Genomic DNA, 12,173 nt, shown 5'->3' with positions numbered 1-12,173 from the left:
ATGATAGAAGTTTTAAAAGCAAACGGAACACCTGTAAGAAATTTGCAGACAATGCTAAGAGAAATAAATTTTTTCTATAATATTCTGCCTGAAGTAATAGTAGACGGAATATTTGACGAGATAACAAAAAAAGCAGTAATGGACTTTCAAAAAAGATTTAATCTTAATGAAACAGGAGAAGTGGATATTATCACTTTTGAAAAAATAGTGGAAGAATATAAAAGAGCAATAAACAATGAAAATATTTCTTAGGAAAATAAAAAAATCTCACACTGTGAGATTTTTTTAAATTAAATAAATTATTTGATTATGTCATTGACAAAAATTTCAACTTTTGTTAAAAGATAATCCTCTTTTGTATTATACTTAATCAGCTCATATGACGACTGCTTTATCATCACAGTTTTATCCTTGAATTATGTATAACAAACGCATTGACTATTGTCAAATGTAATGGTATAATAAATGTGTGTAAGTAGGCTTATTTTACTAAGAAAGGACACAGTATGAAAAAGGTAATTATAATAACTGTTTTATTTATATTTATACTTGGCATATCAGGATGCTCTTTAAATGTTGGGAACTTATCTAAGGAAGAAGCACCCGTAAGACAGGCAGTAATAGATGCTGTTGAAGCGGTTAAAGAGTATGATACCGAAAAAATGGCTGAGTTTTTCTCTGATGATAAATCTGAGTTTGAGGGTATAACCGAAGAATACAATGAGTTTATGAAAAAGGTATGCGGTAAACTTACCTATAAGATTAACTCGGCAAAGAAAATGGATGACACACTTTATATAGTTAAATTATCCGTTTCAACGGTGGATATCCCTGATATTATTGAAAGAAGTATATCTTATGTTAAAGAACACAGCGAAAAGTTTTTAAACATTCCTCAGGAAGAGGTAGTTAATGTGCTGTTTAAAAAATGCATAGAAATAGCCGAAAAAGAAGATATAAAATATATATCCAAAGATATTGAAGTTACGGTTAAAAAAGTTGACTCAAAGTGGATTCCTGAATTTTTAGAAGAAGAGAAAAACATATTATTCGGCAATCTTGATAAGGTTGCAGCGCTTTTATAAAGAAGGAGATTAAAATGCCAAAAAATCCGATAATTGCCCTGATGTATGATTTTGATAAAACCCTGATTACAACTGATATGCAGAATTTTGGGTTTATTCCAAGTCTTGAAATTTCCAAAGAAGAGTTCTGGAAGATGGTTAATGATTTTACCATAAAGAACGAGATGGACGGGCTTTTAAGTTATATGCATATTATGCTTAAACTTGCAAGAAGCAAAGACATAAGAATTACAAGGGACGAGTTTGTTAAACTGGGCAAAAACATTGAATTTTTCCCCGGGGTTAAAAACTGGTTTAAAAGAATAAACGAATATGCAAAAAGTGTCGGCGCAGATGTTGAGCATTATGTTATATCTTCAGGGCTTCAGGAAATAATTGAAGGGTCTGAGGTTTATGAATATTTTAAAAAGACATATGCTTGTGAATATATATATGATGTAAACGGGGTGGCAATTTGGCCTAAAACAGTTGTGAATTTTACAACTAAAACCCAGTATTTATACAGAATAAACAAAGGCGAGTTGTCCGTTTGTGATGACAAATTATTAAACTCACATGTTCCGCATGAGGACAGAAGAATTCCTTTTAAAAATATGATTTATATTGGAGACGGGTTTACTGATGTTCCTTGTATGAAACTTTGCAAGGTTAACGGAGGCCATTCTATTGCAGTTTATGGGGAAGATAAGGAAACTGCTGAAAAACTTATCAGGGAATACAGAGTTGATTTTATAACTAAAGCAGATTACTGCGAAGGCCGTGAACTTGACAGGATAGTTAAAACCATTATAGATAAGATAGTTATAGAAAATAAATTAGACGATATTCATAAAGAGCATAAAACAAACAGTATTTAAAAAACAGGTGGTGGACTAAGAATGATTTTAACAGTTGATGTGGGTAATACCAACATAGTTCTTGGCGGTTTTTTTGAAGATGACCTTAAATTTGTTGCCCGTATTGCTACAAATATTTTAAAAACGGAAGATGAATATGCAGCGAAAATCCGCAGTGTGTTAAAACTTCATAATGTTTGTGAAGCCGAACTTACAGGTGCTATAATTTCTTCTGTAGTTCCGCCTCTTAATAATGTTCTGAAAAAGGCAATAAAAATGGTATATGACGTTGAGCCTATAATGGTTGGCCCCGGAATTAAAACAGGGATAAATATTAAATGCGATGACCCATCTTCAGTTGGGGCAGACCTTATAACCGTTTGCGTTGCTACGCATTTTTTATATGGAAGTCCTGCTCTTATTATAGATATGGGCACAGCCACAAAAATTCTTGCAATGGATAAAACGGGTGCTTTTTGCGGTGCGTCAATTATTCCTGGTGTAAAGATTGCTTTGGGAGCGCTTTCAGGAGGCGCGGCTCAACTTCCTATGATCAGTCTGGAAGCACCGTCTTGTGTTCTTGGTAAAAACACAATAGACTGTATGCGTTCAGGCGTAATTCTTGGCAATGCCTCAATGCTTGACGGTATGATAGACAGATGCTTTGAACAAATGGGTAAGGAAGTTAAAGTATATGCAACAGGCGGACTTAGTTCAAAAATTGTGGGGCATTGTAAACACGATATAATTTTAGACGAACACCTTTTACTTAAAGGGTTAAATATTCTTTATAAGAAAAATCAGGGTAACTTTTAAAACAATATATAATTTTATGCGTTGTATCGAAAAAATCGAACGACAGCAAGGAGGAATTTTTATGACAAAAGTTAAACAAAAAATGTCTGTAAAGGCATTGGTTATGGCAGCGTTACTCACTGCGTTGGTAGTAGTGCTTGAATGGTTTGCAGGTGGTGTTAAACTTGGGTTTTTCACTATTAATTTAGCACTTGTGCCTATTGTTATCGGTGCTGCTATATGCGGAGTAGGAGTAGGTGCATGGCTTGGCCTTACTGCAGGATTTATAATACTTGTAAGCGGTCAGGCAGCAGGATTTATGGTTTTAGACCCTGTGGCTACTGTAATTGTAGTTCTTGCAAAGGGCGTTCTTAGCGGTTACTTTGCAGGGGTTGTGTATAAACTGCTTGAAAAGGTAAATACATATCTTGCAGTAGTTTTAACATCTATTGTCTGCCCACTTGTTAATACAGGAGTATTTTTTATAGGTTGCCTTTTGTTCTTTATGGAGCATATTGCAGTATGGGCAGGGGGGATAAGTGCAATAAACTATACTCTTACTGTACTTATAGGCTTTAATTTTATAGCAGAAATGGTAGTTAATATTATTTTAACACCTGTTATAATAAGACTTATAAACATCAGAAAAAAGGTATAATTTATGAGATGTTAAAAAAGTCTGGAACGCAAAAAGTTAATAATAGTAATTATTTCAATACTTATAATCTATTGAAATGATACTAACAAGGTAAAGAATTTTAAATAAATTTAAAATTCTTTGGAATTTAAAACTTTTTGCTATGAACAAACATTTTTACCTATCTCATAATAAGAATATTACGAAAACGAGCTAATAGTTCGATAATTTAGGATAAGATTGTTATGTTAATACAATAAAACAGGTTCTGGAATTTCCAGAACCTGTTTTTATGTTTTGTATTAAAAAAGTATTGCACCTATATAATTTATCACAACTCCGTATACTCCGAACATTCCGCATACAAGGGAAGTTACAGGGTTTAAGCCTATACTAAAATTAAAGGATGTAGTGATGAAATTTAAAAGGAAAATAATAAAGGTAAAAAACACACTTCTTACAAGCATTTTTCCTAAAAGTATAACAGGGCGTGTAAAGAAAAATAAAAGTATAAGGATAAAGGCAATTAAGATGACAGTTTCTTTTAAATACATTTTTAATCAACAGTTGCCTTTATATCAAAGCCTGTATCTTCTTCACCAAATCTTAAATTGCTGTTTGATTTTAACTCTTTTATAAGATTACGGTATCTTTTTTCTGCTGCATTAAGTTCTAAAATTGCAAGTTCCACATTATCTGCCCCTACAACCATATTAAAATTGCTCCTTGCCCTTTTTACTTCATACAGAGCATGTTTAATTCTTGTAAGTTCTTCGCTTTCTTTATTTTCCCTGCGCTTAAATTTTGCAATAATTTCTTCGTAAAATTCCTTCATAGTATCTCGTCCTTTATTATGATGTGTATTATAGTTTATGCACAATAAAGGGCAATTTATACCATTTTAAATATAATTATTTAGACATATCTTTAAACATTTCTTTATCGTCAACTGTTGTATCAGTTCTTTTTCCGTCAACAGGAAGAACAATACACACTTCGCAGCCTTTGTTTTCTTCGCTTTCTATGTAAATATCTCCACCAAAGGCATTTATCATTTCTTTAGAGATTGCAAGGCCAAGCCCTGTTCCTCCCTGTTCTCTTGAACGAGCCTTGTCAACACGGTAAAATCTTTCAAAAATTCTTTCTAAATCTTTCTTTGGAATACCAATGCCCGTGTCTTTAATTTTAATATAAATATTACCGTAAATCGCTCTTACAAATACATCAATAAACCCGTCTTTAGGAGTGTATTTTATAGAGTTTGAAATAATATTTATTAAAATCTGCTCTAATCTGTCCTTATCCATAAAAAGAGGAGGCAGTTCGTTCATTTCGTGATAGGTAAGTTCATGACCGTGCTTTTTAGCCTCAATCGACATCTTAACTATAACATCTTCAATAAGTTTTGATACATTTATATATTCTCTGTTTGCAAGAATAATCTTACTGTCAAGTTTGGATAGTGTGAGCAGGTCGCCTATAAGCCTTGTCATACGGTCTGCCTCACGGTCTACAACATCTAAAAAGTTATTTTCTGTTTCTTTGTCAAGGTCATTTTCTCTTATTGTTTCAATATATGTTTTAATAGTTGTGATAGGAGTTTTTAACTCGTGAGAAACATTTGCAACAAATTCTCTTCGTGAGTTTTCAACGCTTTCCTGCTTGGTAATATCCTGAATAACCACCATAACTCCGCGGTTTTTTTCATTCTGGAATTTAAATGGGCTTACTTCAAGCCTTAAAGACAAATCTCCCACCTGAATAACCCTTTGCTCTATCTTATGCGAATCAAGATATATAAAATCGCCTATATATAAATCATCAAAGAATTTGGTAAAATATTCGTCAAAGTTTATTTCCTTTTCATCTTCTATATTAAGCAGTTTCTTTGCAGCAGGGTTTATAACTATGGACTGCCCGTTTGAGTCAAACGCAATAATACCGTCTGACATATATTGCATAACAGTTTCTAATTTATTTTTCTCAAACCCTAAATCATTAACACTTGCAGCAAGTGCATCGGACATATATTTGAATGTGTTGGAAAGAATACCGATTTCGTCTTTTTCTTTAACTGTGGGAACAATATCAAATTCCCCTTTTGCAAGTTTTTCTGCACGTCTGGTAAGAGAAATTATAGGTTTTGAAATTGTTCGTGATAAGAATATACCAAGAAGTATAGCAATCATAACCCCTAAAAGAAGAGATTGCAAAACCATAGAAATCATATTTGTTATAACATCATTCATTGCATCTTTGGAGTCTGCAATATAAACAATATATTGAGGGTTGCCTTCTTTTTCTCCGATAGGCACAGCATATTCCATAATAGAATTTGCCGCTTCGGTCTGAATACTTACTTTCCCAACCATCGCTTCGGAAATGGCAGGAGTTTTTATAAGTGATTTACCTTTTTCGGTATCTGTGCCTGATAAAAAAGAGCCTGTTTTAGCGTCAAGAATATAGTAATTACGGTAAGAATAGTCAATGCCTAAGTTTGCACTGTAAGCATTTAACATAACTTCCATTTCTGATACAGGGTTTTCATTAATACCTGCACTTTTAAGTTGTTCAATAAATGCGCCGGTAAATGTAGAGGAAACCCTGTTTCTGAATTCCGTGTGATAATACACATTGATATTATTTATAAGAAAGGTTCCCAGAACCGACATTATGGCAATTATTATAAGCACAAAAATTAAAACTAATTTTTGCTGAATGCCTTTTAACATTTTAACACCTACTTAATTGATTTGAAATAGTAGCCCAAGCCTCTTTTGGTAACAACATATTCCGGTTCGGAAGAGTTATCTTCTATTTTTTCTCTAAGTCTTCTTACAGTAACATCAACAGTTCTTACATCGCCTAAATATTCATAACCCCACACCTGTTCAAGAAGTGCTTCACGGGAGAATATTTTTTCAGGTTTCTTGGCTAAAAATTCAAGAAGTTCAAATTCACGCCTTGTAAGGTCGATAGGTTTTGAATCTTTTGTTACTTCATATCTTTCAGAATTGATGATAAGACGACCCATTTTAATAATATTTGAATTTTCTTCGTCATTAGTAAAGGTTTCAGAGATAGTTCTTCTTAGGTTAGCCTTTACTCTGGCGATAAGTTCTCTTACGCTGTATGGTTTTGTTATGTAATCGTCTGCCCCAAGTTCCAAGCCTAAAACTTTATCTATCTCGTCTTCTCTTGCAGTAACAAGCAAAATAGGAATATTCTTTTTAACACTTCTTAATTCTCTTAAAACCTGAAATCCGTCCATTTTAGGAAGCATAACATCTAAAAGAACCAAATCAAAATCTTCTTTTTTGGCAAGGTTAAGACCTTCTTCGCCATCAAAAGCCTGTTTTGTTTTATATCCTTCTTTTTCTAAGTTAAATTTTAGAATATCAGAAATGGGTTTTTCATCTTCAACAATTAAAATATACTTTTCATTCATAATTATTTGTTCCTTTCAAGATAAATTATAAGAACAGATATATCAGCAGGGGATACCCCTGAGATTCTACTTGCCTGACCGATAGACTGAGGCTTTATAAGATTAAGTTTCTGCCTTGCCTCTAATCTTAAACCGACTATTTCGTCATAGTTTATATCTTTTGGAAGTAATTTCTTTTCCATTTTTGCCACTTGCTCTGCCTGAGCAATCTGTTTTTTAATATATCCGTCATATTTAATCTGTATCTGGGCTTCTTCCCATATATCCCTTTTAAGAGATGGACGATTTAAGTCTATTTCGGATAATTTTTCATAGTCAAGTTCAGGCCTTTTTAAAAGTTCGCTTAATTTTATGCCTGTTGTAATTAAAGAACTGTTATTTTCCTCTAAAAATTTGTTAACCTCTTTTGAAGGAGAAACTGTAACGCTCTTTATTCTTTCTATTTCTTCTTCTGTTTTCTTCTTTTTGTCAAGAAAACTATTATATCTTTCTTCGGATATAAGGCCTATTTCATAGCCTAACGGAGTAAGCCTTAAATCTGCATTGTCTTGTCTAAGTAGTAATCTATATTCGCTTCTTGCAGTCATCATTCTGTATGGCTCGTTAGTTCCCTTTGTAACAAGGTCATCTATGAGTGTTCCTATATATCCCTGGTCTCTTCCTATAACAATACTTTCTTTTCCATCTATTTTTCTTACAGCGTTTATCCCTGCAATAAGCCCTTGTGCCGCTGCTTCTTCATACCCTGAAGTACCGTTAAACTGACCTGCTCCGTATAAACCTTCTATATTTTTAAATTCCAGTGTGGGATATAACTGAAGAGGGTTAATACAGTCATACTCTATCGCATAAGCGCTTCTTGTAATAATAACATTTTCAAGCCCCTTGATAGAACGGTACATTTTCACCTGCACATCTTCAGGAAGAGATGATGACATCCCCTGAACATACATTTCTTCAGTATCCATTCCCATAGGCTCAATAAACACCTGATGTCTTTCTTTATCTTTAAATCTTACAATTTTATCTTCTATTGACGGGCAGTATCTTGGGCCTGTCCCTTCAATTTTCCCACTGTATAAAGGGGAACGATGAAGATTTTCGAGTATTATTTTGTGAGTTTTTTCGTTTGTATATGTAAGGTAACAATCGTCTTTATTTTCGCCTATATAATCGTTTTCAAAAGAGAGGGGAACTATAATGTCATCGCCTGTCTGAACTTCCATTTTAGAAAAGTCAACACTTCTTTTTAAAACTCTGGCAGGTGTACCTGTTTTAAATCTTAAAATTTCAATGCCCATATCACAAAGACAGGAGGATAAGGAATTTGCAGGAAACATTCCGTCAGGTCCGCTTTCTTTTTCATAATCGCCAATAATAATTTTGCCTTTTAAAAATGTACCGGTAGCGATAATAACTGCCTTTGTATAAAAAACAGCACCAGACTCAGTTTCTACCGATTCAACCTTGTTATCAGCCGAAAGATTTATTTTTACTATTTCTCCCTGTCTTATAAAAAGGTTCTCCTGCTTTTCCAAAGTTAATTTCATTTCATTCTGATATTTTCTTCTGTCAGCCTGTACTCTAAGAGAGTGAACAGCAGGGCCTTTACTTTTATTAAGCATTCTTGACTGGATAAAAGCCTTGTCGGCGTTTTTACCCATTTCTCCGCCAAGAGCATCAATTTCACGAACAAGATGGCCTTTGGCAGTTCCGCCTATGTTAGGGTTACAAGGCATATTGGCAATCATATCAAGGCTTATGGAAAATAAATATGTTTTTGCGTTAAGCCTTGCTGCAGCAAGTGCTGCTTCGCACCCTGCATGGCCGCCGCCTATAACAACAACATCACATGTATCTGCAATATAACTCATTTAAACCTTCCTTATTATCAAAAGTCAAAAAGGGATGTAAAAATAACAATATGTTTTTACAACCCCTTCGAAATTCTAATTTAAATTTTCATAATTTTTTCTTTCTGCAACACTGCATCCTGCAGACTGGATAATATTCATACTTTCTAAAGACACACCTGTTCCGATAGCAACACAGGTAGTAGGGTCGTCAGCAATTTTGGCAGGAATACCCGTTCTTTTTTCGATAAGTTTATCAAACCCCTGCATCAGAGCACCGCCACCGGTTAAAACAATGTGATTAGTAGCAATATCTCCGACAAGTTCAGGAGGAGTTCTTTCCAAAACATTATGAATTGCATCTGCAATAGAGTTTGCCGCTTCGCTTAGTGCATCAATGATTTCATCAGATGTAAGTTCCAATGTGTTAGGAAGACCTGTGATAAGGTTTCTGCCCTTTATAGAGGTTGTGAGCGTTTCATTAAGAGGAAATACACAACCGATTTTTGTTTTTATTTCTTCGGCTGTTCTTTCGCCGATAAGAATGTTATATTTCTTTCTTATATATTTAATAATCGCATCATCAAATGTATCTCCGGCGATTTTAATAGAACTTGAGCAAACAACGCCGCCTAAAGATATAACTGCAATATCAGTTGTACCACCACCGATATCAACAATCATATTTCCGTTAGGCTCTGAAATGTCTATTCCTGCACCGATAGCAGCAGCAATAGGCTCTTCTATAACATAAGCGCGTTTAGCACCTGCCTGAAGAGCAACGTCTAAAACAGCACGTTCTTCAACTTCGGTAACACCGGATGGAACGCAGATTACTATATTCGGTTTGAAGAATTTAGAGAAATTTACTCTTGATAAAAATGTTTTAAGCATTTTTTCTGTTGTATCATAGTCAGATATAACACCGTCTCTTAAAGGTCTTATAGCAACAATGTTGCCAGGAGTTCTTCCTATCATCTTCTGAGCATCGTTTCCTACGGCATGAACTTTACCTGTAACTTTGTCAATAGCGGCAACGGACGGTTCTCTTAAAACAATTCCTTGCCCTTTAACATAAATTATAACGGTTGCAGTACCTAAATCTATACCTATATTCTGCCTGAAATTAAACATAATAAAATCTCCTTATTCTGCATAAAAAATACTATAAAATATTATACATCATACTATATAGTTTGTCAAATAATTTTAGGCCTATAACTCGATTTTCTGTGGAACGGACTTTTCGTTGAAATCTCAAAGAGAAATTGAATTGTAAAGGCATTTTTATATGCATAATTGGTTGTGTTGCAAAGTTCCGCACATTATAAACAATATTAGAGGTTTTATAAAAACTGTCAAAAGTTTTATAAAATCTCTTTTGTTTTTTATAAAACCGATTATAAAAAATGCCTACTCTTTTATAAAAGATTGTAGATGATTTATAAAAAATATTTAGACTTTTATAAATCATTGACCGACTTTTTATAAAATCAAATACAGATTTTTATAATTTTACCGCCGACCTTTTATAATTTTAGGTATAACCTTTTATAAAACTAATGCCGATATTTCATAAAGGTTGCTTGATTATTTTATAATTTCAGCATAAAGGTTTTATAATTCCTTCCGTAATCTTTTATAATTTTAGTTCCGGAGTTTTATAATTTTTGTCCTACCCTTTTATAAACAGTTGCCGATGTTTTATAAAAGATGTCCGTTTTTTTATAAAAACTGTTAGAAATGCCGATTTGACAATATTTGCATACTTTTATATAATATAGGTATCGAAAAAGGGGGTGTATAGGTATGCACTTGAGCAAATTAATGGAAAAATATCCTAAAATAGATAAAAGGCTAAAAGAATTAAAAAGAGAATTAAAATCCTTATCAAAAGAAGACTTGGCTTGGGTGTTAAAGGGATTTTTACCACCCGAGAAAAAGGAAAAACCAACCCGAGCATTAACAGATTATGAAATCTTTATAAATAAGTATGGCTTAAAACCTGCCTGCCCTCACTGTGAAAGTCGATTATATCAGCCACACGGATTGGACGATTATGGAAAACCCCGATATAAGTGCAGAAACTGCGGGAAAACTTATACCATAATGACAGATACATTTGCAGATAAATCTACATTCCCCCTACCTGTGCAGATTGCAGTAATTAACTATACTTTAATGGGGTTATCCTTATCCGCTTGTCGGCGTAATTTAGAGGTTGACTACGGGTGGCATACCTCAGAAGGCACAATCTTGCTATACAGACATAAGTTCTTAAAAGCCCTTTTAGAACACTACGGAATGCCGAAATTATCGGGTGTAGTTCAAGTTGACGAAACATATTTCAGGGAAAATCAAAAGGGTGTAATGGAATTAGTCAATGTTGCACCAACCGCAGTAAAAGAGAGAAAACCCCGACTTGAAAATACACATATCCCTTCCGAACTTGGGATTTTCGGACCAGAGTTTGCCTGTGTAGTTACGGGAATTGACAGTAATGGCTATGTTGCCGCAGTTTTATCAGGATTAGGGAAAAGTAGTTCTCAAATCCTTGAAGATTATTTTAGTGATTATTTAGGGGATATAACCTTCCTTTGTAGTGACGATTATGACGCCTACACTCGGTATTGTGATAATAATGCAATTCCCCACTACATACAACCTTCTGATATGAAGAAAATAGTTAGAAAAGAGCAAAAGGATTGGGCAGAAAAACATAATGGCAGAGAATTGGCAGAAGAAACAATCCTTAAAAAATATTATCAAACACAAGGGCTTGACAGAGTGGAAAACTACGGAAGATTAAGTTTTACAGAGTTTGAGAGATTAAAAGACGAAAAACACTTGTCATTGAATAATATTGATAGTTTTCACATTCAATTAAAGAGACATATCAACAAAAACTTGACTGGTGTTGCTACTGTGTATTTGCCCTTATACCTTGCACTATATGTATTCAAGCATAATTGGAGTATCAGCCACAATAAACAACACCCCACTTCCCGACATGACGCTGAAAACATATTGACTGACTTGCTACAAGGCAAAGGGACAGCATACCGAAGTGAGGATATAAAGGGTGGGAATATTCTTGATTATGTAAAGCCAACCACCCATTATATAAACAATCTGCAAGAACTGACAGAAGAAATGAGAAGAAAATCAAATATTATGGGCTTTACTTTTGACGAAAATGACAGGCTTTTGACATTTAACAAGAGAAAATATTTCAGGAATTGCGGAATAACAAAGTTAAAGCAGATATGCAAGGAATACCATATAAAAGGATATACTGCCATTGACAGTAAAGAGAGATTAGCAAAATTAATCTGTGAATTACCACAAGTTAATGACATTTTTCTTGGACTTGTTGCCGCAGACCACTTGCACTCTCAATTTATGGAAGATATACAACTAATGATACAACAAGCAGAAGAACTTGACTAGATCTCAAAAGTGTCATTTATAAGTGTCGGAAAATTGCGGAAGATTTTCCGACCGCACTTTTTTTGTTGA

12 protein-coding genes are annotated in these 12,173 nt (G+C 33.9%); 6 read left to right on the top strand and 6 right to left on the bottom strand.

Features of this window, described 5'->3' with window-relative positions:
- The 5 genes from IKZ35_03055 to IKZ35_03035 all read left to right on the top strand — a co-directional run bounded on the left by IKZ35_03055 (position 1) and on the right by IKZ35_03035 (position 3,374).
- Positions 1 to 252 (top strand): peptidoglycan-binding protein, encoded by a 252-nt coding sequence (locus IKZ35_03055; protein ID MBR4892944.1) that lies wholly within the window; start codon positions 1 to 3, stop codon positions 250 to 252.
- Positions 253 to 506: 254 nt separating this feature from the next.
- Complete coding sequence (locus IKZ35_03050; GenBank protein ID MBR4892943.1) at positions 507 to 1,085, top strand: hypothetical protein; 579 nt, start codon at positions 507 to 509, stop codon at positions 1,083 to 1,085.
- Between the two features lie 14 nt (positions 1,086 to 1,099).
- Positions 1,100 to 1,942: a haloacid dehalogenase-like hydrolase gene (locus IKZ35_03045; protein ID MBR4892942.1), complete on the top strand. Its 843-nt coding sequence runs from the start codon at positions 1,100 to 1,102 to the stop codon at positions 1,940 to 1,942.
- A gap of 21 nt (positions 1,943 to 1,963) precedes the next feature.
- On the top strand, positions 1,964 to 2,737 hold the full coding sequence (locus tag IKZ35_03040; GenBank protein ID MBR4892941.1) for a type III pantothenate kinase: 774 nt from the start codon (positions 1,964 to 1,966) through the stop codon (positions 2,735 to 2,737).
- 61 nt (positions 2,738 to 2,798) lie between these two features.
- Complete coding sequence (locus tag IKZ35_03035; GenBank protein MBR4892940.1) at positions 2,799 to 3,374, top strand: ECF transporter S component; 576 nt, start codon at positions 2,799 to 2,801, stop codon at positions 3,372 to 3,374.
- A 281-nt stretch (positions 3,375 to 3,655) separates the two neighbouring features.
- On the opposite strand, the gene IKZ35_03030 is transcribed toward IKZ35_03035, so the two are convergent.
- From IKZ35_03030 to IKZ35_03005, 6 genes are all read right to left on the bottom strand, one after another.
- Positions 3,656 to 3,907: a pro-sigmaK processing inhibitor BofA family protein gene (locus tag IKZ35_03030; GenBank protein MBR4892939.1), complete on the bottom strand. Its 252-nt coding sequence runs from the start codon at positions 3,905 to 3,907 to the stop codon at positions 3,656 to 3,658.
- A gap of 2 nt (positions 3,908 to 3,909) precedes the next feature.
- Positions 3,910 to 4,188, bottom strand: a complete 279-nt coding sequence (locus tag IKZ35_03025) for a hypothetical protein (GenBank protein MBR4892938.1) — start codon at positions 4,186 to 4,188, stop codon at positions 3,910 to 3,912.
- Positions 4,189 to 4,264: 76 nt separating this feature from the next.
- Positions 4,265 to 6,085, bottom strand: coding sequence for a HAMP domain-containing protein (locus IKZ35_03020; protein ID MBR4892937.1), 1,821 nt, complete (start codon positions 6,083 to 6,085; stop codon positions 4,265 to 4,267).
- An 8-nt stretch (positions 6,086 to 6,093) separates the two neighbouring features.
- Positions 6,094 to 6,801, bottom strand: coding sequence for a response regulator transcription factor (locus tag IKZ35_03015; GenBank protein ID MBR4892936.1), 708 nt, complete (start codon positions 6,799 to 6,801; stop codon positions 6,094 to 6,096).
- Between the two features lie 2 nt (positions 6,802 to 6,803).
- Positions 6,804 to 8,675, bottom strand: a complete 1,872-nt coding sequence (mnmG, locus tag IKZ35_03010) for a tRNA uridine-5-carboxymethylaminomethyl(34) synthesis enzyme MnmG (protein MBR4892935.1) — start codon at positions 8,673 to 8,675, stop codon at positions 6,804 to 6,806.
- Positions 8,676 to 8,750: 75 nt separating this feature from the next.
- Positions 8,751 to 9,788, bottom strand: a complete 1,038-nt coding sequence (locus IKZ35_03005) for a rod shape-determining protein (GenBank protein MBR4892934.1) — start codon at positions 9,786 to 9,788, stop codon at positions 8,751 to 8,753.
- A gap of 675 nt (positions 9,789 to 10,463) precedes the next feature.
- On the opposite strand from IKZ35_03005, the gene IKZ35_03000 reads away from it, so the two are divergent.
- The gene (locus IKZ35_03000; protein ID MBR4892933.1) at positions 10,464 to 12,104 is read left to right on the top strand and encodes an IS1 family transposase; all 1,641 of its coding nucleotides are present in this window, start codon (positions 10,464 to 10,466) and stop codon (positions 12,102 to 12,104) included.
- The last annotated feature ends 69 nt before the right edge of the window (positions 12,105 to 12,173 follow it).

Source organism: Clostridia bacterium, assembly GCA_017554615.1.
Classification (GTDB): domain Bacteria; phylum Bacillota; class Clostridia; order UMGS1840; family HGM11507; genus SIG450.
Note: the sequence above shows the minus strand (reverse complement) of the source record. Positions and strands in the feature narration are given on the sequence as shown.

What these genes read in the sequence shown, in the direction of transcription:
- IKZ35_03040 (MBR4892941.1), top strand. Translation starts at nt 1,964, where the DNA reads ATGATTTTAACAGTTGATGTGGGTAATACCAACATAGTTCTTGGCGGT.
- IKZ35_03025 (MBR4892938.1), bottom strand. Translation starts at nt 4,188, where the DNA reads ATGAAGGAATTTTACGAAGAAATTATTGCAAAATTTAAGCGCAGGGAA.
- IKZ35_03000 (MBR4892933.1), top strand. Translation starts at nt 10,464, where the DNA reads ATGCACTTGAGCAAATTAATGGAAAAATATCCTAAAATAGATAAAAGG.
- IKZ35_03035 (MBR4892940.1), top strand. Translation starts at nt 2,799, where the DNA reads ATGACAAAAGTTAAACAAAAAATGTCTGTAAAGGCATTGGTTATGGCA.
- IKZ35_03020 (MBR4892937.1), bottom strand. Translation starts at nt 6,085, where the DNA reads ATGTTAAAAGGCATTCAGCAAAAATTAGTTTTAATTTTTGTGCTTATA.
- IKZ35_03005 (MBR4892934.1), bottom strand. Translation starts at nt 9,788, where the DNA reads ATGTTTAATTTCAGGCAGAATATAGGTATAGATTTAGGTACTGCAACC.
- IKZ35_03050 (MBR4892943.1), top strand. Translation starts at nt 507, where the DNA reads ATGAAAAAGGTAATTATAATAACTGTTTTATTTATATTTATACTTGGC.
- IKZ35_03030 (MBR4892939.1), bottom strand. Translation starts at nt 3,907, where the DNA reads ATGTATTTAAAAGAAACTGTCATCTTAATTGCCTTTATCCTTATACTT.
- IKZ35_03015 (MBR4892936.1), bottom strand. Translation starts at nt 6,801, where the DNA reads ATGAATGAAAAGTATATTTTAATTGTTGAAGATGAAAAACCCATTTCT.
- IKZ35_03055 (MBR4892944.1), top strand. Translation starts at nt 1, where the DNA reads ATGATAGAAGTTTTAAAAGCAAACGGAACACCTGTAAGAAATTTGCAG.
- IKZ35_03045 (MBR4892942.1), top strand. Translation starts at nt 1,100, where the DNA reads ATGCCAAAAAATCCGATAATTGCCCTGATGTATGATTTTGATAAAACC.
- mnmG (MBR4892935.1), bottom strand. Translation starts at nt 8,675, where the DNA reads ATGAGTTATATTGCAGATACATGTGATGTTGTTGTTATAGGCGGCGGC.